Source organism: Agarivorans gilvus (assembly GCF_001420915.1).
GTDB lineage: Bacteria > Pseudomonadota > Gammaproteobacteria > Enterobacterales > Celerinatantimonadaceae > Agarivorans > Agarivorans gilvus.
Map to the genome: position 1 here is coordinate 3,277,552 of NZ_CP013021.1, position 20,994 is coordinate 3,298,545.

The window sequence follows — 20,994 nt, forward strand, 5'->3', positions numbered from 1 at the left end:
TTCTTGGCTCTGAATTGATCAACAAGGCCATGGTGCTATAGAAACCTAGAGGGAGTTTGCTGTTAATGCTATTGCGGTAACAGAGTGCGGCTCAATAATGTTTGGGCCATTGGCAAATCATTTAGATAAAAGAACAGAGCCTACAATTAGGCTCTGTTAGGTTTAAAGGGCTATCTGCTAATGCGACAATTTATTTTGCGTAGTATTTTTTATCGATCTGTTCTTGCAAGATACCTTTGCTAGCCACTTTACTGGAGCGGCTCATGCTCGTGGCGCTCGGTGTATTATATTCTCTGGCCGAGCAATAGGCATTGCTTTCCCATGTCCCTGTTGGCTCAATAGTGACGCCACCGTTTGCATCAACCACAAAGTCGAACACTGCCCAGCATACCGTTGGCTCGCCAGCTGGCGGAGAAAATACTTGAGTGCGCCCGGCGTAGTTAAGCTCTACACGTGAAGGAGAGGCGGCGATATCGCTCGTGCCAGCGTAGTGTTTTACTGCATAGCTATAACGACCAGCGTAGGGGAAGGAACCAATAGTGGTAATTTCTGGGCCATAGCTGTTGACATCATCCACATCAAGCCAGATGCTGCTATTTTCTAAGGTCACTTGTTTGTTAGCAAAATAGACAAGGAAGGCTGTATCGCCTGTGGCAGATTCTGGACCAAAGAACTGGGTGTCTAAATCTCGAGGATTTTCCCCCCAGCTAAGCGTTACTGTGGCTGAAGCTTCCTCTAGACTTAAGCATTCTCCTAAATCAAGATCGCTCGTGCCAGTTGTTAGTGTTAGGGTTCGGCCATTACTACCGCTGGTATTGGCTTGCAGGTAGACGGTAGAGCTAGATTTAGCCGCAACACTAAAGCGGCCTGTACTGTCGGTGGTAGCGTTGGCTTGGCCAGAGTAGCTTGCACCTTGGGTAATGATTCGCGCCGAAGTAATCGGGTTGCCGTCACTGTCTTCTACACAACCGGTTATTTGTACAGACTGGTAGATTTGGTCGGCGTTCCAAGTGGTAAAGTGTTCAACACTACCGAGATAGTAGGGGGTACCATCATTGGTCACTAAGCTAGCGCTGCCTTCTTCTACCCAGTAACCGCTGTCTTCATCAAAGTAGTATAGCGGAATAGTATCGGGTGCTGAATTAGCGTCTGAAGCTAAAGGAATTCTGATTGTGGCTGTTTGGCCCGTCGCTAGATTGTAGTCATTCCCTTCGCTATCGGAAAAGGTCACACTTATTGCCCCAAAACTTTCAATTTGGCTCACTTGGTTGTTAGCTGTATCAATGGTTTCAAAGTTACCAGGCATTAAGTCAGGGTCTACGCTTGGATCAATTACAGTGATGGCCGCGCTGAGCTCTGCGCTGGCAGGATTACCATTTTCATCAACTAAGGAATTGGGCGCTAAATCAACAACGTTAAGCCCTGCGACGTTCAGGTTAGCGGTTTGCGTAGGAGTGAAGGTAAGGTTGGCATTAATCGGTTGTAGGAACATAAACACAGTTTGATCGGTAGCCGTTGTCACTGAGCTATATTCACCGTAGCCAGCAATATCACTACTGATAACAACTCGCTCTGCATCGCTGCTGACAATAATAGTGGCTTCGCCGTTACTATCGGTTACTCCGCTGCGTGTAACTCTGGTTCCGTTTTGTATGGAGTTAACGGTGACTTCAACACCCTCAATGGCTTCACCATCAAAATAGTCGCTGGTTTGTATGCTCAACATCGAGCTTGGCATCACCAGTACGGTTCGTGTTAGCTCGCTGCTGTTACCCGAAGTATCAGCTGCGCTGTAGGTTAGGGTATAGGTCCCAGCGGTGCTGGCATCAACCGAACCGTTGGTTGATACAGTTATAGAACCTTCATAAGCGTCTGTTGCACTGGCGCCTGCGTCGGTATAGCTTTCTCCTGCGAGCAGTGAAACATTTGCGTTGCCTGTTAGGGTAATCACTGGAGCGGTGGTATCTACAACCGCGATGGTGCGAGTTGCGGTACTGGTATTACCTGCGGCATCAGTTGCAGAATAGGTAATGGTGTAAGAGCCTAGAGTGGACGTGTCTACCGTTCCTGAGCTGAGAACATTAACCGTGGTATCCACATTGTCTGTGGCGTTGGCTCCCGCGTCGGTATAATTGGAACCCACTTCTATGTTAATACTCTGGGCACCAACCAATGCGATGCTTGGTGCTGTTGTATCCTCTCCTGAGTTATTGCTGGTGTCATCTCCCCCACCGCCACCACAGCCTGAAATAAGCAACGAAGTGCTTACGAGCAACGCTCCGATTTTTTTCATAGTTAATATCCCTTATAGATGAAATGTAATTACATTTAAGTCAAAAAAAATGATGCCAAGCGCAAGTTAGCAGAATGCTATGTAAGGGGTAAAGTATTTTTTTATTTAAATCAATGAGATAAGTTTTTTGTAATATGATAAATCTCTACGGTTTTTCGTAAGTAGATTTAAATATGGGGTTTTCGTTTGAACGAGGTTTATTTTTTCATTCGTTGAGGGGATTATTGTTAATTTTTGGTTTGATGTGCTTAATTTTAAGAAAACCTAGAAGAAATAATTGTATTTTTCTTTCCTGTCAATTTATACATCTGTGTACTGATTAGATAACAAGAATATTAAGTTTTCTTTTAAAGTTATTTACATGTGTTAAGCCGTTTACAATGTCGATATTTGTAAAAAAGCCAAAGTAAAATTAACTACTTTGGCTTTTTAATCAATAGCTTATGAACAGGGGTTTAGTTCATGCCGTATTATAAAAACAGTGTTTTCTGCTGTTCACTGAAATTCATAGGTGTTATTGTAAGTTGCTGATTTTAAATAACTTTGCTACATTTTGATTCATAGGTGTTCATTGCCGGATATCGTCAAGCAATGAAATGTGTGTAGCAGCGTGTGTAGCAAATATTGATATGTCAGCCATAAATAAGCTCTCGGACAAGTTCTTAAAATCGGTCAACGGCAAGCCCTATGACGGTCAAAAAGTGGTGGCCGATGGCGCTGGTTTATCGTCCAGAATTTCGGCAAATGGGAAAATATCTTGGGTGTATCGCTATCGCTTAGGTGGGCGACAATCTAATCCTAAGTGGGTGACTTTAGGCTCCTACCGGCCTTGTTGATCAATTCAGTGCAACGAACGCAGTAACCTCAAGGCGTTTTCCTCTTTATTCAGCTAGCTGACGAGCAGGCATACCTAGCCTGCTCATTTTGTTCAACGCGCACACTCCGGCCATGATTTCACCGACTTGGGCGTTGTAACAACGTAGACTCAACTTGTCGCTAAGCAGTTGTTTGAAACGATACATCGCCGTCTCCGATAGTGAACGAAGATGGTAAGCATTGTCCCGTTTCCAGTTTTCCAACTCACCTTGCTTCAAGGCTTTTACTGCAACGTTCCGTGGGTGACCCGCTTCCCCCATACCTGCATTCTTGCGTGGAGGGATTAGTGCAACAGCCTTCTTACGTTGTACTTCTTGATAGCTCTGCCGTGTGTCATAGGCACCATCAGCGCTTACTGCTTTCACTTTGCGCCGCAGCGGTCTCAACAAGGTGGGTAACACTTCACTATCGTGAACCCAGTCCATCGAGACCTCAGCACTCACTATCTGATGGCTCTGGGCATCTACTGCCATATGCAGTTTTCGCCAGACTCGACGCTTTTCAGCGCCGTGTTTACGCACCTTCCACTCTCCTTCGCCAAACACCTTAAGACCTGTAGCATCGATAACGAGGTGAGCCGCTTGACCTTGGCTAGGTAGGCGATAGTTGACTTCAACAGTCTTTGCTCGCTTGCTTATACAACTGTAATCGGGAGATTTTAAGTCGACCTTGAGCAGGCGAAACAATGAGTTGATGAAGCCTTCAAGAGCACGCAGTGGTAACTTGAATACGCCTTTAATCATCAGCGTAGTTGCGATAGCGGTGTCACTGTAAGTTTGGCTGCGCCCTCGACGACCACTGCGCTCAGTGTTATTCCATAGTTCTATGGCTTTCTCATCCATCCAGAAGGTCAATGAGCCGCGTTGCTTCAGTGCACTGTTGTACAGCTTCCAGTTGGTGATGTTGCCTTTCGCTTTACCCATGTTTGGTGACCCGACAGATATAGATACTGATCAGATCCGCGACTGCTGAGTTAGTTCAATCTGATTTAGGAAACAACGCCGCTCCTACCCAGACACCTCAATTAAGCAAGCGCGAGAGAAGCGAGATGAGTGTCGAGAATGGCTAAACAATAACGCCGACCCTGCCATTGAAATTCAGCTAGCTAAAGAGAAGCGCGAAAAGCCGATCACCGTGGAAGATGCACTCGAATACTGGCTAGTGGAATACGCCGAAGAACACCGCAAAAACTACGAGAAGCATCGCGCCCAATTTAAACGTCATATCTATCCGTATATTGGTTCTCTACCTGTTGAAATGGTATCGACTGCGATGTGGTGTTCTTGCTTTGACCGGATCAGAAAGGGACAGGGTAAGCGCAAGCCTGCGCCTGTTGCTGCGGGGTTGGTTTTCCAAGGTTGTAAACAATCTTTGGTGTTTTGCCGCAAGCGCGGGTTTGTTGAAAGTCATGCTCTGGATGATTTAATCATTTCCGATGTGGGTAAGAAGCAAGCCAAAAAGGACAGGGTGCTTACAGAAGATGAGCTGTTTAGCCTTATCGAACATACCAAATCAGATAAGTTTCCCGACTACTACCGCAACTTGATTCTGCTGTTAGTGATTTTTGGTGCGCGAACTCAAGAAGTGAGAATGTCGACGTGGGATGAATGGGATTTCGATAACTTGGTGTGGACAGTCCCCAAAGCCAATAGCAAAACCGCTGAGAAGATAATGCGGCCTATCCCTCAAGCATTGCTGCCTTGGTTACTAGAACTTAAATTCTCTACGCAACGAACAGGCTATGTGCTAGGTGGATTAAAGCGCTCAGAACCAGTCAGTCAGTTTGGTCGCAAGCAATGGAAGCAACTAGGGCATAAAGAGCCATGGACTTTGCACGATTTACGCCGAACTATGGCAACCAAGTTGAATGATTTAGGTGTGCATCCACATATTGCCGACCATTTACTCGGCCACACGATTTCTGGTGTGAGTGGTATCTACAACCGAAGCCAATACTTTCCAGAGAAAATCGAAGCTTTAGATAAGTGGTTAAGCTATTTGAATATGGTGGACAGGTTGAAACGCGATGTGAAGGTGAATGAGTAATGCGAACATTGTTAATGTTATTGCTGAGTGTATGGATGATCTCATCGTGTAGCCAAGCACCGATTGAAAAGCACACCTATGTTTTACCTTACAAATCATTTGGTACACCTTCTATGAGCGGAAAATTGCTGGGGGTTGAATGGTTTCAGTGGAATGCTCATGGTGATTCTCGGCCAATAGCATACCCAGTAAACATTGTGGTGTATCGAGGTATAACACTTAAAGAAGCCGAAGCTACCTATCCAGTAAACCCAGAAGCTGAAATGGATTATCGATATGTCGAGTACTCAGATGCACTGAGTTACTTTGATAAAAACATAGTTGAGGTGAATGAAATGGCGGAAGAGGGCTACCCAATGGGGCGCTTAGCTGAACAGCTTGAAGATACGCGCTCTTTGATTATTGACGCTTTCGCTAACTGATATCGCATAGGCTAGGTTATCTTAATTTCAGCCATTGGATTACGTTCAGGTAATGCTTTTTACTACCGATAATTGTTATCTGGTGAGCTTGTGTATCTTCGACTAAGAAAGCATACCCCGTAGTTTCATCTGAGTTATAAACAGCATAAATGGTTGCGGTACCCAGTGCTTTCTCAATTGCTTTGTTACTCGATAAACCCAAAGATTCAGCTTGCTCAGTAGCCAGTGTGGATAGCCAATCGGGTTGTTTATCTCTTAATTCGGGCACAAAAATAGACTGAATGAAATCAAGCTCTATACCCGTTAAATCGATTGCAGCATACATAGTCTCAGGGTTAATAGCTGAGTGAGAAAAAGTCCAATTAGGGTATTTCAGTATGAGTGTGTCAGAGCTATGAAAAATTAGCTCGGGTTCTGGATAGGTGATTTTAATGTCTGACGAAATGATCAGCTCGCTAGCAAGGGTGCGAACTGACAGCAAAACACAAAAAACGAAAACAAAGAGTCTCATTGTCTCAACCTTTACTAGAGAGTGGTCCACGTCTATTACGCAGTGACACCCAGTAGAAGATTAACGCTGTAATTATTGCTGATGCAATATAGGCCGGTAATGTTGTATACAGTGACAACATTGCACTATCAACTCTTTGCTCTTCATGTAAGAAAGGAGTGGCTTGAGCAACAAACGAATAATTAAAAATAGCGAGGTTGGTAATAGCGTTAAAAATAGCTACAACGGTGTAAATGAGAGCTGTTTTCATAAGAATGTTAACTTTAGGGAATGTGGACATTGACGCTAAAGAAAAAGCTTAGCTGCGCCAATTATTTTGCTTACTCACCATCAAGCGAATTGGCCCAAGCTTCATTTACTTTTTCGGGATCACAAATAGCCTCGGTTAGGAACCTTGGTTCACCTTCGAAGTAGTAATGAAGCCTGAAATCATCAACGATCCAATTTTCTCCCTGTTTGGCATATTGAACAGAGTAGTCAGCAATTTCGTAGGGTGGTCTGTCAAGGTTTCCCATAACAACTAAGCAACCCTTATCGCCAGTGATCTTTTCCAAGTAAGGCTGCTCATTTAATTTGAGTCCATTTGGGAAAGAAACAATATCTTGCATGACTTGCTCGTCAGGATATTTTTCAGCCTCAGCAATAATCTTTTGGGCGTTCTCGCTAACTAGCGCTTGATTGCCCTTGCTACCTAATAGTGATTCAAATGCTTGCTGCAATTCGCCTGTATGAGCTGAAAAGCTAGAAACTAGCCCTAATATTATTAGTAGCTTTTTCATTGTGAAACTCCGTGGGCTTTTAAGCTAGCATCAACTTTTGAAAATGGGTTCTTTAAAAGTCTCGCTGCGATACAAAGTAAACCAGAACATCTTAGAATTAACTCTTCAATATTAAGTGAGCTAGAAATAGAAATACTAGCGTAGTCTTTGAAGCCAACAGAGCCGGTATAGCGAATGTCGCCGTTATTTCTGGGGGCGAAGTACAAAGAAGCGTAACGAAAGTCTAGACCCATATCAGACATTTCTTTTGATACGTTCATTTTTACGGCACCAGCCTTCCCTGAGAGTGTCATAACTCCGGTATCATCAACTGCTAGAGAAAATCGACCTGAACTCGCTAGTAGCTTTCCGGTTAACCCATCATTCTTGCTGTATGCAATTTCTATCAACTTAATGATTTGAATTTTAATTTCTGTTTTTATTTCAGACACATCTAAACTCCATCTTAGTCACTAGACTCTAAATGATAGTTAGGTCATTATCAAGGCTAAAGGTAGCGAAAATAGCTGCTGTAGCTAGTTTTGGTTTTGCTTTATTTGTAATTGCATCAACACCTTATCATGATTTAGTATTGTGTTTGTTAATAGCTTTCAAGTGGTAAGGTTGTGCATGGAGCAAGAAGATAAGGACGTTGAGAAGCCAGAAAGCCGTTTATTGAGGTTCATTTCTTCAAATGGCTTAATCACAGCTACCACAGTATGTGTGCCAGTTCTCTATCTACTGGGGTACTTCTATCACATTGGGTTTTTAGATAAGTTTGGCGTAAGTACGGAATTTTTCCCTCAGTCAGTACAGCAGTATTTAGTTGTTAGTTTCTTCTTCGTATTCTCCATCGCCATGAAAGTATTAGGGTTTATTGGTGCTAACCCTTGGCTTGTTGGGGTTTATGTAGCTGTCGTGTTTGGAATAGTTTTGGGAGGCAGATACTTTTATCGACATCCTTTAAACCTTAGGTTTTTACCTAAACGCCAATTTTATAAATCAACTTGGCTTCGTTGTTATTTGTTTCAACCTTTTAAATCGACCTGCTATGCACTGATTCTGTCCACTTCCCCATTAATGAGACAGTTCTAAAGTAGAGTTTTCCAGTTTTGCTCGGTAAGCAGCCGGTGGCAAATTACCGAGACTTTCATGGGTTCGTTCTTCGTTGTAATCCAAACGCCAGAACCAAGCCATTTCTCGGACTTGTTCTAGCGATTCAAATAAATACGCATCCAAAAATTCTCGACGGAACGAGCCATTGAAACGTTCCACAAATCCGTTTTGCTGAGGCTTACCTGGCTGGATATAAACCAGTTGAATATGGTGCTGTTCACACCAATCTGTCAGCCTTGCCGAGATAAGCTCAGGCCCGTTATCGACTCGTAATTGAACCGGTAGACTACGCTCAGCTTTAATTTGCTCAAGTACGCGTACAACGCGCTCTGCTGGCAATGAACTATCTACCTCAATGGCAAGGCATTCCCGCGTACCTTCATCTACTACATTAAGTGTGCGGAAGCGTTTCCCGCAATAAAGTCCGTCATGCATAAAATCTAAGGCCCATTGATAGTTGGCTTTCGCTTCAACCTGTAATGGTTGCGCAATTCGCTTCGGTAATACTCGTTTAACCCGCCGTTTAAGGTTGAGTCCCATTTGGCAATACACGCGATAAACGCGCTTATGATTGAATGGATACCCTTTGTAACGCAGTCGGCCAAAGCACTTCCAAAAGCCCGCTCTGGGGGACTTCTTAAGCTCAGAATTCAACGCATCAATGACAGCAGCATCCCTTTGACGCCAATCGACTAATGGCCGGTAATAACTTGAACGGCTGATGTCAGCCAAGGTACAGGCTTTCAGAATGCTCAAGCCGGCACCGACCAATAATTGGGCACAGCTCCGTTTTTCTGCTGTCACCAGCCCTTTTTTGCGAAGAGTTCCTTCATCGCATGGTTTTCCAAACTGACTTCGGCAAATAACTTTTTCAGCTTCGAATTTTCCTCTTCCAACTCTTTGACTCGCTTGAGTTCAGAAGCATCCATGCCACCGTACTTAGATTTCCACTTATAGTACGTGGCGTTACTCATTCCGTGTTTACGACAGATATCTTCGACCTTCATCCCCGCGTCAGCTTCTTTGAGAATGTTGACGATCTGCGTTTCGGTAAAGCGTGATTTTTTCATGGCGTTCTCCTACGTTAATGAGTGTAGAAAACTCCATTTAAATTTGTGTCATTTTAGGGGAAGTGGACAATTCCACCTTATTTAGTCCTATTGGTATTAACAATTTTTGTTGTTTTCCCAGCTTTGGGCTTATGGATTGGTGGAGGATCCGCGGAAAAGCAAATAAGCAGTTTTAACAATTGTGAACTTTCGAGCTTAAGTAATAAAAAGAAGTGTGTTTTTCTCTTTGAAGACAAAGGCTCACTTGCAGCTGGCTTACTTATTGCCAAGTCTGAAACCCATATAGCTATTTGGAATGGGGAGTTTACGGAAATCTTCCCAACCGATGGGCTTAGATATGAAGTCCGTTTCGGAACTAAACCAGATGAAGAAGACTAACAAAGGAGTTGTTTTGGAAAAGTTTGTGTTGTTGTCGGAAGTGGGGCGTTTTTCCAAGTTAACCGAGTCTGATGTTTCCCTACATACCAATCCAAGTGAGCTTGAGTTTGCGTGTTATACAAAGGCCACTAAAAGCATTATTGGTGCTGTGTGTAGTGGCATAGTGAATTTGGCCACCTGATTAGAGGTGATAGACTCACCTCAGAGACAAAACAGGTGAACTAATGACAAAACCAAGAAGACCTAACTTTAGCCCCGAATTTCGCCTAGAAGCTGCCCAGCTTGTTGTAGACCAAAATTACAGCGTTCGTGAGGCCGCTGAAGCCATGGGCGTGGGTAACTCAACGATGGATAAATGGGTGCGACAACTTCGCTCAGAGCGCCGTGGTGAATCACCTAAGGCGACACCCATGACGGATGAGCAACGCCGTATTCGTGAGCTAGAAAAGCAGGTCAAACGCCTTGAAATGGAAAAAGACATTTTAAAAAAGGCTTCCGCTCTCTTGATGTCGGACGAGCTGAAAGGTTTGCGTTAATTCATCGGCTTCAAGAGAGCTTTCCCGCTAATCATTTATGTCAGCTATTCAGTGTTCATCGAAGTAGTTACAAATATTGGCGTGATGAAGCGGTCGGCGAAACACCGAATCGCATTGTGCTTAAAGAGAAAGTTCGAGAAGCATTTGAAGTGAGTGAAGGTTCTGCGGGAGCTCGCACTATTGCAGCAATGGTTACGCAAACAGGTACACCCTTAAGCCGTTATGTCGCTAGCAACTTGATGCGTGAACTTGCGTTGTTTAGCTGCCAACAACCAAAGCATCGCTATAAACGAGCGACACACGAGCATCCTGTTGCACCCAATGTTCTTGCTCGCCAGTTTACGGTGGATGCGCCTAACCAAGTTTGGTGTGGTGATATCACGTATGTCTGGACTGGGAATCGTTGGGCTTATTTAGCGGTTGTACTGGATTTATATGCAAGGAAACCTGTTGGTTGGGCAATGTCTTTGAGCCCTGACAGTAAACTTATTAGCAAGGCGCTGATGATGGCTTATGAACTGAGAGGTAAGCCTCAAGGACTAATGTTTCACTCAGACCAAGGCAGCCAATATACGAGTGTTAAATATCGACAGTTGCTATGGCGATATCAAATCAAACAGAGCATGAGTCGCCGTGGTAATTGTTGGGATAATGCGCCGATGGAGCGTTTCTTTAGAAGTTTGAAGACAGAATGGATGCCAGAGCTAGGCTACCGAACTTTTTTAGAAGCCAAGCACGCCATAACGGATTATATCGTAGGGTATTTCAGCCAAGTCAGGCCACATCAGCACAACAAGATGTTGCCACCGAATCAGGCTGAAGAGTTGTACTGGAAAAACTATAAAACCGTGGCCAGTTTTACTTGACCACTACAGAGGGCAATAAATGCATTCCCTCATAAAATTAACATTCGATTGACTTTGCCATTTACGTGAACGAACTGGGCAACAATGAACATGTGTTGTTCTAATTTGACGCTCGAGTGTTTGGGATAATATTTTTTTGTACTCTTCATTTACTCGTTCGTTGTTAATCCAAGTTTTATTCTCACACTGGTTTACTATCAGTTCTTCCAGCTCTTCTAAAGGCATATTTCTTGGCGCTTTACTTAGGTCTATCTCAAGGGCAGATAATTTGCTGTCTATGATTTTTTGCTGTTTTTGCTCATCAACTTTGTGAGTGACAAAGACTTCGATTAATAGCTCTCGACCCCTAACTTTCGCAATCAAGTCGGGAACGAAGCCTGAGATACCTTGCTCTATTTTTAGCGATTCAATGGAACAGGTTTTTTCTTCAGATATCTTTAAATGTCCTCTATTTGAGTTAAAGGTGATGAAAGCCTCCGGAAGACAGATTTTCCTATGACGGTCTAATACTTCTTTTGCTGCGTAGTGTAAGGCCGTTTCTACAGCATGCTCGCAGGAGTCCCCAGCTTTGTGCGCGAAATGGTGCTCCCTCTTAATTCCCTTCTTCGCCACCAAAGCCTTGTTGCAAGCTGGACAGGTGCATCCATGGCTCCCCCCTGATTCAACCTGTGAGATATGTACAAGCTCACTATCACGTAGAGCGTACTTTAGTTTTAAGTGTTTCATCTCTGCCCTTACAGTTGAAGTCGGAAAGTTGTTTGAGTGAAATGTTCGAGATTAGTTCCTTCCTTTGTTACTTGGCTGAAGATACTTTCTAGGTTAGGAAGTAGACATCTAAGAACTTTTTTGAGGTTTAATGATGTTTTTACACATTTTTTCGTGTGTAGCAGTGTGTGTAGCAAACACAAAAAAGCCAAAGTAAAACTAACCACTTTGGCTTTTTATTCAATAGGTTATGGACTAGCGTTTAGTTCATGCCGTATTTTTTTAGCTTCTTACGTAGAGTACCACGGTTGATACCTAACATGATTGAAGCGCGGGTTTGGTTACCGCGAGTGTATTGCATAACTACGTCAAGCAACGGGGCTTCAACTTCAGATAGTACTAATTCGTACAATTCAGACACATCTTCGCCATTAAGTTGGGCGAAGTAGTTGCGCAAGGCTTGCTCAACTGAATCGCGCAATGGACGTTCTTTCACTTCAGTGCTGGTAGCACTGCTGGTCATAGTAGAAAGTGTGTTTGTGGTGTTATTTGAATCAAACATACTTGACGCTCTTTTTAATTAAATTTAATGATCACAACTATTCGAAAAACTGCTCAATCGCGGACGTTTGGGCCAGGGCTGATTCAAGCTGGTTAAACTGGCCTCGAAACTCGTCCGTGTCCGCTATTTGCTTCAGGTACCAGCCCACATGTTTGCGTGCGATACGAACCCCTTGATACTCCCCGTAGTGTGAGTACAGGTTGTCTAAGTGGTGAAGCATAACTTCCTTCACTTCTTTAGCACTGGGAGGCGCTAAACGCTCACCGCTGTCTAAGAAATGATTAATTTCTCGGAAAAGCCAAGGATTACCTTGGGCTCCCCTACCAATCATGATGGCGTCAGCTCCGGTGTAGTCCAATACATGTTTGGCCTGCTCCGGTGTGGTGATGTCGCCATTTGCCACAATCGGTATTGATACTGCTTGTTTTACTGCTTTTATGGTGTCGTATTCGGCCATTCCCTTATACATACATGCTCGCGTCCGACCATGAATGGCTAAGGATTGAATCCCCGAATCTTCTGCCAGCTTGGCAATCTGTAAGGCATTGCGATGTTCTGGCGACCAACCGGTTCGGATTTTTAAGGTCACTGGAACATCCACTGCTGATACCACAGCATCAAGAATTTTTTCGACTAATTCGGGTTGCTGTAACAAAGCCGAACCAGCTAATTTTTTGTTTACCTTTTTCGCCGGGCAGCCCATATTGATGTCGATAATTTGCGCGCCATTTGCCACATTGTGTTGGGCAGCTAGCGCCATCAATTCTGGGTCGGAACCTGCTATCTGAACACTGCGTATGCCACATTCATCTAGGTGAACCATTCGGTCTAGAGATTTTTTGCTGTTCCACACCCTAGGGTTGCTGGACACCATCTCCGATACCGTAAGCCCCGCGCCTAATCGCCAGCATAAGCGACGAAAGGGTTGATCGGTAATGCCAGCCATTGGGGCAAGTATCACCGGATTGTCCAGCTGGTAACTGCCTATGTTCATGACTGCCGTTCTTCTCAATCTCAGGGCGGCGTAGTTTACGACTTTTTAAGCACGCTGAAAAGGCTATAAATTGAACATTTTTCAAAAAAAAAGCTGGATTTTTAGTAGCGGAATGTGGCAGCAAACCTAGGTTAATAAAGGTTTGCCGCAAATCGTGATTAAGCTTAGCGTTTGCGGCCGCTTAACCGACACCATTCTTGATCGAGAACAAGTGGGTCCATGTCGCAGTGTGTTTGATAAGCGCTCAGTACCGCGTCACTTTGCTCTTCTAAAATGCCTGACAAGGCGATAAGGCCTTGAGGTTTGAGGTAGGCGAGGATCACTTCTGACAGCTCTTTAAGTGGTCCGGCTAAAATATTGGCTACAACTACATCGGCTTGAAAGCCCTTCGGTTGATCTTTAGGCAAGTACAACTCTAGTTGTTCGGCTACCCCATTGCGCTCGGCATTGTCGCGGCTGGCTAAGATGGCTTGAGGGTCAATATCAATACCCACCACTCGTTCCGCTCCGAGTTTAATGGCGGCAATGGCTAAAATGCCGCTACCGCAACCAAAATCGACCACGGTTTTACCTGTTAAATCGAGCTGGTCTAGCCATTTTAAACATAGTGCGGTGGTGGGGTGGGTGCCTGTGCCAAAAGCGAGGCCAGGGTCAAGCATGACGTTTACTGCGTTTGGATCGGGAACGTCAGTCCAGCTTGGGCAGATCCATAAGCGCTCGCCAAACTGCATTGGGTGGAAGTCTTTCATCCACTCACGTTCCCAGTCTTTGTCTTCAAGCTGGTCTAGCTTGTAGTTATCATCTTCGATGATGCGGGCTTCGCGCAGAAAATTGAGGATTGGCGCCATATCGGTGCTGGCATCGTACAGGCCCTGAACATCGGTATCGCCCCAGAGCGGTGTTTCGCCTAGCAGTGGTTCAAATACGGGGGTGTCGTGGCGGTCTAAGAAGGTGACGGCCTGACAGCCGGTTTCCATTAAGATGTCACCAATGGTTTCGGCAGTATCTTTAGTGGCGTTTATTTTTAATTGGATCCAAGGCATTGTCCGCTCCTCTCTGATTTTAGCCGGCAAGTGTACTGTGTTAGTAGCAGCTTAGCATCTAAAAGTTGGTCGGGCTTGGCATCCTAAGATGCTCACCCAATAAGCTTAACCAGCAGAATGAATTCTGCTGGTTAAGGTGAGAGGGAAAGTATGGCGCGTTATATAGTTCGGCTTAACCTGAGGGTCTATCGGTTGGCGTGAGCAGAGGAGCGTGCTTTTCTTTTGGTGCTGTTATCCCAAGCAAAATTACGGTGGCGATGTCTTAGGTATAACAGTTGCGTCCCACGATATAAGCAAACCGCTGCCACTATATAGATAGGTAGCTGGCTGAACTGCGACAGTAAACTCAAGCCAAGCCCGATGAATAAGAAAGGCACAAATTCATAGAGTGTTTCGGGTAGAGTGAAAGACTTACTGGGAAGTTTATGCTCATCGGTACGGCGATAGTTAGAGCGCATCACCCAAATGACTGCGCCCAATATAAATAATAAGGCACCACCCAATAGGCCTAGTGAATTATCGTTCCATATTACGCTGCTAGAGCCCAGCATGAGGTAAACGCTGGGGAGGATCTCATAGATAGATTTGCTAATCATACGGCGTTTACCCTCCTTAAAATTATTTCATGCCGCATTCTTGCAGATTATTAGATTACGGCTCGTTAACTAATTGTAAGTGATTTGTTGCTTTTTGCTAGATGTTTTTAATCTAACAGCAATTTGTACTTGTCATGAAGGGCTGACAGTTTTAGGTGAAAGGCGGCCAATGCTTAGCCAGTGCAGGGAGAGACTGGCTAAGTGCTGGGGATCTATCGAAACAGTATGTGATTTAGTCGGGTTTGCTGAATACCTTTGATCAGCATGACGCTAAGTACCAGGGTGCCTAACACTATCATTAAATCTTTGCTTAGCCCGCTTAATTGCAAGCTCTCAGCGATGTTGAACATAACGATCGCTACCAACAAGTGCAAGATGTAGAAAGGTAATACCATTTGCGCAGTGTCAATCAGCTGCGGGTGTTGTCCCCAATTAGGTCTAGCCATTAGCATTAAAAATACACCAATACCCCAAACCACTGTGGAAAATACAAAATCATGATCCGGGAAAGGTACTTGATAGTAGCTCTTGAGCAGGGCTGCTTCGCCAAAGTGGCCGGCCATGCCTAGCAGGGCTAGCAGTAAAGCAGGAGCAAAAGCCAGTTGAATTTGACGCTGGCGAATAAGGTAACCGCTGGCTACCAACAAGGTACTGAAGAACGGGCCATTACGGGTAAATATTGGTGCTTCTAAGCCGCTCACTTGCTGGTAGCTGCCGGCTAGTACACCGTAGATATAAAGTGTTAGGGCTAGCGGCAGGATCGCTTTATCCAAGCCAAAATGTAGGCAGGCTGCCAAAATGGCCAGCGCGCATACCAGACCGGGAATAAACCAAAGGTGTACCAAGCCGCCTTCAAATAGGCTATTCAAGGGTTGGGCGAGCAGAGTGTCCCAATAGGGTAAACGCTCATGTAAGTAACCTTGTTGAAAGGCCTCACCAAAGTTGAAGGGCATCAATAGTGAAATTAGGCTCCAGATTAACCAGATCCGCACTAAGGGGCGGGCATAGGCCTTTAATGTGGCTAAGGGCGCGCGCTGTAATTTGTCGGCAATGAAGTAGCCAGCAATGATGAAAAATAAGGGCACGGCAAAGCGGCTAATTTGGTTAATAATAAAGCCTAGCCAAGGTTCGCCGTTAATCTCGGCATAGTGCATGGCCACCTGACAATGCATGAGTAGGATGGTGATAATTGCTACGATTCGACCGAGCTCTAGGCTGGCAATTTTGGAAGATGAAGACATATTGTAGTTATTCATGAAAAAATTTCGGCAGAATATACTGGTTATAATGGCTTGGATCTTTGAACTGTGCTGGTTTTTTTGTGTTTGGTGGCTTTAGTCACTAATTGGGGGGCGAAAAAAAAGCCCTTTGTAGGGCTTTTTATGTCTCGCTGTTAGGACAGACCGAGTTTTTTCTCTAGGTAGTGAATATTGGCACCACCAAATTGGAAGTTCTCGTCTTGCATGATTTTTTGTTGCAGCGGAACGTTGGTTTTAATGCCGTCAATTACCAGCTCAGATAAGGCGTTTTTCATGCGAGCAATCGCAATGTCACGGTTCTCACCATAGGTAATAAGCTTACCGATCATAGAGTCGTAGTAAGGCGGTACTGAATAACCAGCATAAACATGAGAGTCCCAGCGAATGCCCATGCCACCTGGCGGGTGGAAACGGTTAATTCGGCCCGGAGATGGAATAAAGCTCTCAGGATCTTCAGCGTTAATACGGCACTCAATGGCGTGGCCAGTGATTTTGACCTGATCTTGACTGAATGACAAAGGCTGACCAGCGGCAATCCGCAGCTGTTCTTTGATTAAGTCGATACCGGTGACCATCTCAGTAACGGGATGCTCCACCTGAATACGGGTATTCATTTCAATGAAGTAGAACTCACCGTTTTCATAGAGGAACTCAAAGGTGCCTGCACCGCGGTAGTTGATCTCAATACAAGCTCGAGTACAACGTTCACCAATATAACGGCGCATATCTTCGGTAATACCCGGTGCAGGTGCTTCTTCAACCACTTTTTGGTGGCGACGTTGCATTGAACAATCGCGCTCACCAAGGTGAATGGCGCCACCTTGACCATCAGAAAGTACTTGAACCTCTACGTGACGAGGGTTTTCCAAGTATTTTTCCATGTATACGATGTCGTTATTAAAGGCCGCGCCGGCTTCTGCTTTAGTCATGGCGATGCTTTGAATGAGTTCACTTTCTTTGCGAACCACTCGCATACCACGACCACCACCGCCGCCAGCAGCTTTAATGATAACTGGGTAACCAATGCGCTTAGCAATTTGAATGTTTTTCTGCTCATCTTCGCCAAGTGGGCCATCAGAACCCGGCACGCAAGGTACGCCAGCTTTTTTCATCGCTTTAATCGCTTCAACTTTATCGCCCATCATACGGATGGTGTCGGCTTTAGGGCCGATGAAGATGAAACCACTTTTTTCAACGATTTCAGAAAACTCAGCATTTTCTGATAAAAAGCCATAACCAGGGTGAATGGCTACGGCGTCAGTCACTTCGGCAGCGGCAATAATCCGTGGAATGTCGAGGTAACTGTCGGTAGCGGCGGGCTTGCCAATACAGATTGATTCATCGGCTAACAGGACATGTTTTAAGTCTCGGTCGGCAGTTGAATGCACCGCTACTGTTTTAATCCCTAGCTCTTTACAAGCGCGCAAAATGCGTAAGGCAATTTCACCGCGGTTAGCAATAACTACTTTATCTAGCATACAAATGCCTCTTTATTCGATGATGAATAGCGGTTCATCAAATTCAACAGCTTCGCCGTCGTTGACTAAGATGGCTTTCACTACACCGGCTTTGTCAGCTTCAATCTGGTTCATCATCTTCATGGCTTCGATGATGCAAAGTGTATCGCCTACGTTTACTTGTTGGCCTTCTTGTACAAAAGGTGCCGCTTCTGGAGAAGAAGAACGGTAGAAGGTGCCAACCATTGGCGATAATAATTGATGACCGCTTGGGGCTTCGCTAGCTGCTGGAGCGGCTGCTGGTGCAGCGGGGGCAGGCGCTGGCGCTGGCGCTGCAACGGGTGCGGCATGTGCTACAGGTGCATGTACAGCATGGGTCGCACCGCTGAAGTTACGGCTGATGCGAACCGATTCTTCACCTTCGGTGATTTCTAGTTCGGCAACGCCTGATTCTTCAACTAATTCGATTAATTTTTTAATCTTGCGAATATCCATAAGGGCTCTCTTTATCGTATATGGTTAATTACATTACTGTTGCTGCAGCTTATTTACCGCTGCAGTTAAAGCAAACTGATATCCTTGACTACCTAGGCCGCAAATCACGCCTTCAGCTTTATCGGCAAGATAAGAATGATGACGGAAGGGCTCTCGTGCGTGCACGTTAGATAGGTGGATTTCTATAAAAGGAATGTTAACACCCAGTAAAGCATCTCTAAGTGCTACACTGGTGTGAGTGAATGCCGCGGGGTTGATGATGATAAAATCTACTTCACCCATGGCTTGGTGAATGCGCTCAATGAGCTCACCTTCAATATTGGATTGGAAATCAGCAAGGCTAACTCCCAAGTCGCTGGCTTGAGCTTGTAGCTGTTCAACAATGTCGTTTAAGGTTTGATGGCCATAAACTTCAGGCTCGCGTTTACCTAATAAGTTTAAATTAGGGCCATTAAGTAACAAAATCGAGAATTTATTAGTCATTTTCGTTGAAAAGCCAGCTTAAATTGGAAAACATGTCGATGAGTTGAGATTAGCACATTTTTTTTAGATGAATGTGCTAAGTCATCGACATTTTTCGCAATTATAGGGATTTCGCAGAAAATGGCAGCATTTTTCTGGTCTAATCAGTTAGTTTCGACCATTGGTTCTGTAGTTAAGTTACGCAACCATTTTTTCTGATGCATCCGCCAAAAACACAACATTGCCTTAAATACTTCCTCGCTAAGCGCAATGCAGTATGCGGTGATAAGGCTTACGTCGAACACCATAATGGCGATAGTGGTGAGCATTAATCCTACCCCCCATTGGCTAAAGGTATCTGACATCAGGCAGAAACTATTATCGCCACCACTTCGAAGAATGCCGTTAATCAATACCATGTTAAAGATGCGCAGCCAGGTAGACGCAGCCAAGATTAACACCATAGTTTTCGCCAAAGTTAGTGTTTCGGCTTCGAGCGCGCCAAACAAATTGAGTAAGGGATAGCTTAATAACCAAATCGCTACGCCTATACCGAGGGCGGCAATCGGGCTGACTAATAATGACAGACGTGCGTCAATCCAGGCTTGGCAAAAATTATTGGCGCCAAGTTTGTTACCCACCATGATCGAACAGGCGCTAGAGAAGCCAATGAAGCAAGAAATAGCGATACCTTCAATTGGGCTAATTAAACTCATTGCTGCCAAAGCGTTGGTACCTAGTTGGCCATATAAGGTAGCAAACATAAATACGCCACTCGACCAAATAGCAAAGTTGATAATTAACGGCGCAGCGAGTTTGCTGTATTTCACCAGTTCGGTACGCTTAAATTGCCAAAAACCAACCAAACATGCCTTGACGAGAGGGTGAGACTGCCACCATAAGCTTAACCACAATACGCTGATCTGCAGCGCGCGTGCGATGACCGTTGCCACACCAGCGCCCACAATGCCCATGGCCGGAATCGGACCAAAGCCAAAGATCAGTAGTTGGTTAAGTGCCACGTTGGCAATAACGGCGAAAATACTAATGTATAGGGGTAATTTAGTATTACCGCTAGCCCGCAGCGCCGACTCTAGTACGATGACCGGTAGAGTAAACAAAATCATTAATGCGGTAGCATGAATGTAATCACTGCCTAGGGAAATTAGCAGAGGGTCACTGCTGCCCCAATGCATGATCACTTCGGCCTGACTATACATAAAGGCTAAAGTTATAAGGGTAAACACTAAACCGGTGTAAAACGACAAGGCTACCGTGCGACCAATGGCCTGCCAGTTTTTATTACCCCAATGCTGAGCACTTAAGATGGCGCAAGCTGTAGAGAAACCATTCAAAATGATAATCGCCACAAAAAAGGCGCGGCCAGCATAACCTACGGCTGCTACTTCGGCATCGCCTAAGGTAGCTACCATTAATACATCCACTAAAGCTAACAGGCTTAGCAATACGGCTTGTAAAGAAATGGGCCAAGCAAGACGCCAGAATTGCTCAAGCCAAGGGCGATTTAACGATGTAGGAACTGTATGCATAGCAACCTCAAAACGTGACCTTCATCAGGTAAAAACTATCTTAGGTTAAAAAACAACCTAACAAACTTGGGCGCAATGCTATCTTATATTCTGGGTATACCACATAATCGAATCTATCAGGAATATGTTCAAAACTATCATATGGAAAAAGTAGACTGGCATGAACGCTTCGACATAGGCCCCGCCTGTGTTGAGCACTTTTTAACCCGAGAGCGTTTCTCCAAGCTCAGCACCTTACAGGTGAATCTGGCGGGGGTTTCTTATATTCGAGGTGAGTATTTAGTCTGTCGCCGGGCGCCACAAGAGCATACGGTGTTGATCTCGATGGCAGGTGAAGGCAATTTGCATACGCCAGAATTACGCCATCGAATCACCGCTAACGAGTTGGTTATTCTGCCCGCTGGCACCCACTATTCCTTGAGTTTAGCCAGTCATTTCTGGCGGCATAATTGGTTTCAATTCTCCGCCGATGTGCGTTGGTATCGTTTCCCTAAAAAGGCCAAAGTCATAAAGATTAACAGCAGTCAAAACATTGATAAGTGCTTAAAGATGTTGTTGGAAGAAGAGCGCTCAGCCCATGTAGACCCACTGATAGAGTCGCATTTAACTCAGCTACTTAAACGCTATTTACTGCAACTGCTTAAACCCTTAAAGCAGGGTGAAGCCAGCCCTTTACATAATTTGGAACAACAACTGCGTGCTAGTTTGCACTATCCGTGGACGGTCAGCCAGATGGCACAACGTTTGTCGGTATCGGAAGCGCATTGCTATCGTTTATTTCAACGAGAATTTAACTGTAGTCCAAAGCAGTATTTAAGCCGCTTACGTTTGGAGCATGGTAGCTACCTATTACGCGAAAGTCGTTGGTCGATAGAGGTGATCGCCAGTCAGTTAGGTTATCAAGACGGCTTTGCCTTTGCCCATCGCTTCAAGAAGAGTTTTGGCGTATCGCCGGGGCGCTATCGTAGTCAGCACCAATCCGCTCCGAAGTAGTACTTA

The 20,994-nt window shown here is 44.9% G+C and carries 24 protein-coding genes; 8 read left to right on the forward strand and 16 right to left on the reverse strand.

Annotated features, from left to right (window positions below):
* Positions 1-190: 190 nt before the first annotated feature.
* Complete coding sequence (locus tag AR383_RS15540) at positions 191-2,293, reverse strand: immunoglobulin-like domain-containing protein (RefSeq protein WP_055733958.1); 2,103 nt, start codon at positions 2,291-2,293, stop codon at positions 191-193.
* Positions 2,294-2,922: 629 nt separating this feature from the next.
* Between AR383_RS15540 and AR383_RS15545 the strand changes: the two genes are divergently transcribed.
* Entirely contained in the window at positions 2,923-3,129 is a 207-nt protein-coding gene (locus AR383_RS15545) for an Arm DNA-binding domain-containing protein (protein WP_157051757.1), read from the forward strand.
* Positions 3,130-3,174: 45 nt separating this feature from the next.
* Here the strand turns inward: AR383_RS15545 and AR383_RS15550 are convergent, their stop codons facing one another.
* Entirely contained in the window at positions 3,175-4,092 is a 918-nt protein-coding gene (locus AR383_RS15550) for an IS5 family transposase (protein ID WP_055733960.1), read from the reverse strand.
* 211 nt (positions 4,093-4,303) lie between these two features.
* Here AR383_RS15550 and AR383_RS15555 point away from each other — a divergent pair, with 211 nt between their 5' ends.
* Positions 4,304-5,215, forward strand: a complete 912-nt coding sequence (locus AR383_RS15555; protein WP_055733961.1) for a tyrosine-type recombinase/integrase — start codon at positions 4,304-4,306, stop codon at positions 5,213-5,215.
* Positions 5,215-5,637 carry a hypothetical protein gene (locus tag AR383_RS15560; RefSeq protein ID WP_055733962.1) on the forward strand — a complete coding sequence of 141 codons (423 nt, stop codon included), beginning with the start codon at positions 5,215-5,217 and terminating at the stop codon, positions 5,635-5,637. Before AR383_RS15555 ends, AR383_RS15560 begins: the two co-directional genes overlap by 1 nt.
* Before the next feature lie 16 nt (positions 5,638-5,653).
* On the opposite strand, the gene AR383_RS15565 is transcribed toward AR383_RS15560, so the two are convergent.
* The 3 genes from AR383_RS15565 to AR383_RS15575 all read right to left on the reverse strand — a co-directional run bounded on the left by AR383_RS15565 (position 5,654) and on the right by AR383_RS15575 (position 7,358).
* The gene (locus tag AR383_RS15565; RefSeq protein ID WP_055733963.1) at positions 5,654-6,148 is read right to left on the reverse strand and encodes a hypothetical protein; all 495 of its coding nucleotides are present in this window, start codon (positions 6,146-6,148) and stop codon (positions 5,654-5,656) included.
* A 320-nt stretch (positions 6,149-6,468) separates the two neighbouring features.
* The gene (locus tag AR383_RS15570; RefSeq protein WP_055733964.1) at positions 6,469-6,927 is read right to left on the reverse strand and encodes a hypothetical protein; all 459 of its coding nucleotides are present in this window, start codon (positions 6,925-6,927) and stop codon (positions 6,469-6,471) included.
* Positions 6,924-7,358: a hypothetical protein gene (locus AR383_RS15575; protein ID WP_055733965.1), complete on the reverse strand. Its 435-nt coding sequence runs from the start codon at positions 7,356-7,358 to the stop codon at positions 6,924-6,926. Before AR383_RS15575 ends, AR383_RS15570 begins: the two co-directional genes overlap by 4 nt.
* Positions 7,359-7,536: 178 nt before the next feature.
* Between AR383_RS15575 and AR383_RS15580 the strand changes: the two genes are divergently transcribed.
* Positions 7,537-8,001 carry a hypothetical protein gene (locus AR383_RS15580; RefSeq protein ID WP_055733966.1) on the forward strand — a complete coding sequence of 155 codons (465 nt, stop codon included), beginning with the start codon at positions 7,537-7,539 and terminating at the stop codon, positions 7,999-8,001.
* On the opposite strand, the gene AR383_RS15585 is transcribed toward AR383_RS15580, so the two are convergent.
* Positions 7,984-9,092, reverse strand: a protein-coding gene (locus AR383_RS15585; RefSeq protein WP_157051611.1) for an IS3 family transposase whose coding sequence is annotated in 2 segments (ribosomal slippage) — positions 7,984-8,843 and positions 8,843-9,092 — 1,110 coding nt in all. Because the reading frame shifts where the segments join, the coding sequence is not laid out codon by codon here. The two genes, AR383_RS15580 and AR383_RS15585, sit on opposite strands and share 18 nt — an antisense overlap.
* Before the next feature lie 90 nt (positions 9,093-9,182).
* Here AR383_RS15585 and AR383_RS15595 point away from each other — a divergent pair.
* From AR383_RS15595 to AR383_RS15605, 3 genes are all read left to right on the forward strand, one after another.
* Positions 9,183-9,470 (forward strand): hypothetical protein, encoded by a 288-nt coding sequence (locus AR383_RS15595; protein WP_055733967.1) that lies wholly within the window; start codon positions 9,183-9,185, stop codon positions 9,468-9,470.
* A gap of 13 nt (positions 9,471-9,483) precedes the next feature.
* Entirely contained in the window at positions 9,484-9,651 is a 168-nt protein-coding gene (locus tag AR383_RS21590) for a hypothetical protein (RefSeq protein WP_157051758.1), read from the forward strand.
* A gap of 43 nt (positions 9,652-9,694) precedes the next feature.
* Positions 9,695-10,872 (forward strand): IS3 family transposase gene (locus AR383_RS15605; RefSeq protein WP_157051634.1). Its coding sequence is split into 2 segments (ribosomal slippage): positions 9,695-9,965 and positions 9,965-10,872, totalling 1,179 coding nucleotides; the frame shifts between segments, so codons are not numbered across the junction.
* 3 nt (positions 10,873-10,875) lie between these two features.
* Here AR383_RS15605 and AR383_RS15610 read toward each other — a convergent pair.
* The 10 genes from AR383_RS15610 to AR383_RS15655 form a co-directional block, all read right to left on the reverse strand.
* Positions 10,876-11,598, reverse strand: coding sequence for a competence protein CoiA family protein (locus AR383_RS15610; RefSeq protein WP_055733968.1), 723 nt, complete (start codon positions 11,596-11,598; stop codon positions 10,876-10,878).
* A 241-nt stretch (positions 11,599-11,839) separates the two neighbouring features.
* Entirely contained in the window at positions 11,840-12,139 is a 300-nt protein-coding gene (gene fis / locus AR383_RS15615; RefSeq protein WP_055733969.1) for a DNA-binding transcriptional regulator Fis, read from the reverse strand.
* Positions 12,140-12,176: 37 nt separating this feature from the next.
* Positions 12,177-13,133, reverse strand: coding sequence for a tRNA dihydrouridine synthase DusB (dusB, locus tag AR383_RS15620; protein WP_055733970.1), 957 nt, complete (start codon positions 13,131-13,133; stop codon positions 12,177-12,179).
* A gap of 164 nt (positions 13,134-13,297) precedes the next feature.
* On the reverse strand, positions 13,298-14,176 hold the full coding sequence (gene prmA, locus AR383_RS15625; RefSeq protein ID WP_055733971.1) for a 50S ribosomal protein L11 methyltransferase: 879 nt from the start codon (positions 14,174-14,176) through the stop codon (positions 13,298-13,300).
* A 185-nt stretch (positions 14,177-14,361) separates the two neighbouring features.
* Complete coding sequence (locus tag AR383_RS15630; RefSeq protein ID WP_055733972.1) at positions 14,362-14,772, reverse strand: hypothetical protein; 411 nt, start codon at positions 14,770-14,772, stop codon at positions 14,362-14,364.
* A 212-nt stretch (positions 14,773-14,984) separates the two neighbouring features.
* Positions 14,985-16,013: an acyltransferase gene (locus AR383_RS15635; RefSeq protein ID WP_055735068.1), complete on the reverse strand. Its 1,029-nt coding sequence runs from the start codon at positions 16,011-16,013 to the stop codon at positions 14,985-14,987.
* A gap of 152 nt (positions 16,014-16,165) precedes the next feature.
* Complete coding sequence (gene accC / locus AR383_RS15640; RefSeq protein ID WP_055733973.1) at positions 16,166-17,509, reverse strand: acetyl-CoA carboxylase biotin carboxylase subunit; 1,344 nt, start codon at positions 17,507-17,509, stop codon at positions 16,166-16,168.
* 12 nt (positions 17,510-17,521) lie between these two features.
* The gene (gene accB / locus AR383_RS15645; protein WP_055733974.1) at positions 17,522-17,983 is read right to left on the reverse strand and encodes an acetyl-CoA carboxylase biotin carboxyl carrier protein; all 462 of its coding nucleotides are present in this window, start codon (positions 17,981-17,983) and stop codon (positions 17,522-17,524) included.
* Positions 17,984-18,016: 33 nt separating this feature from the next.
* The gene (gene aroQ / locus AR383_RS15650) at positions 18,017-18,466 is read right to left on the reverse strand and encodes a type II 3-dehydroquinate dehydratase (protein WP_055733975.1); all 450 of its coding nucleotides are present in this window, start codon (positions 18,464-18,466) and stop codon (positions 18,017-18,019) included.
* A gap of 143 nt (positions 18,467-18,609) precedes the next feature.
* Positions 18,610-19,995, reverse strand: a complete 1,386-nt coding sequence (locus AR383_RS15655; protein ID WP_055733976.1) for an MATE family efflux transporter — start codon at positions 19,993-19,995, stop codon at positions 18,610-18,612.
* Between the two features lie 141 nt (positions 19,996-20,136).
* Between AR383_RS15655 and AR383_RS15660 the strand changes: the two genes are divergently transcribed.
* Complete coding sequence (locus AR383_RS15660) at positions 20,137-20,988, forward strand: helix-turn-helix domain-containing protein (RefSeq protein ID WP_055733977.1); 852 nt, start codon at positions 20,137-20,139, stop codon at positions 20,986-20,988.
* Positions 20,989-20,994: the final 6 nt, after the last annotated feature.

Bases quoted from the DNA above. Each gene is read 5' to 3' on its own strand.
- accB (WP_055733974.1), bottom strand. From the start codon at position 17,983: ATGGATATTCGCAAGATTAAAAAATTAATCGAATTAGTTGAAGAATCA.
- AR383_RS15580 (WP_055733966.1), top strand. From the start codon at position 7,537: ATGGAGCAAGAAGATAAGGACGTTGAGAAGCCAGAAAGCCGTTTATTG.
- AR383_RS15540 (WP_055733958.1), bottom strand. From the start codon at position 2,293: ATGAAAAAAATCGGAGCGTTGCTCGTAAGCACTTCGTTGCTTATTTCA.
- AR383_RS15560 (WP_055733962.1), top strand. From the start codon at position 5,215: ATGCGAACATTGTTAATGTTATTGCTGAGTGTATGGATGATCTCATCG.
- AR383_RS15655 (WP_055733976.1), bottom strand. From the start codon at position 19,995: ATGCATACAGTTCCTACATCGTTAAATCGCCCTTGGCTTGAGCAATTC.
- AR383_RS15550 (WP_055733960.1), bottom strand. From the start codon at position 4,092: ATGGGTAAAGCGAAAGGCAACATCACCAACTGGAAGCTGTACAACAGT.
- prmA (WP_055733971.1), bottom strand. From the start codon at position 14,176: ATGCCTTGGATCCAATTAAAAATAAACGCCACTAAAGATACTGCCGAA.
- dusB (WP_055733970.1), bottom strand. From the start codon at position 13,133: ATGAACATAGGCAGTTACCAGCTGGACAATCCGGTGATACTTGCCCCA.
- AR383_RS15570 (WP_055733964.1), bottom strand. From the start codon at position 6,927: ATGAAAAAGCTACTAATAATATTAGGGCTAGTTTCTAGCTTTTCAGCT.
- AR383_RS15635 (WP_055735068.1), bottom strand. From the start codon at position 16,013: ATGTCTTCATCTTCCAAAATTGCCAGCCTAGAGCTCGGTCGAATCGTA.
- AR383_RS15545 (WP_157051757.1), top strand. From the start codon at position 2,923: ATGTCAGCCATAAATAAGCTCTCGGACAAGTTCTTAAAATCGGTCAAC.
- aroQ (WP_055733975.1), bottom strand. From the start codon at position 18,466: ATGACTAATAAATTCTCGATTTTGTTACTTAATGGCCCTAATTTAAAC.
- AR383_RS15660 (WP_055733977.1), top strand. From the start codon at position 20,137: ATGGAAAAAGTAGACTGGCATGAACGCTTCGACATAGGCCCCGCCTGT.
- fis (WP_055733969.1), bottom strand. From the start codon at position 12,139: ATGTTTGATTCAAATAACACCACAAACACACTTTCTACTATGACCAGC.
- AR383_RS15610 (WP_055733968.1), bottom strand. From the start codon at position 11,598: ATGAAACACTTAAAACTAAAGTACGCTCTACGTGATAGTGAGCTTGTA.
- AR383_RS15630 (WP_055733972.1), bottom strand. From the start codon at position 14,772: ATGATTAGCAAATCTATCTATGAGATCCTCCCCAGCGTTTACCTCATG.
- accC (WP_055733973.1), bottom strand. From the start codon at position 17,509: ATGCTAGATAAAGTAGTTATTGCTAACCGCGGTGAAATTGCCTTACGC.
- AR383_RS15565 (WP_055733963.1), bottom strand. From the start codon at position 6,148: ATGAGACTCTTTGTTTTCGTTTTTTGTGTTTTGCTGTCAGTTCGCACC.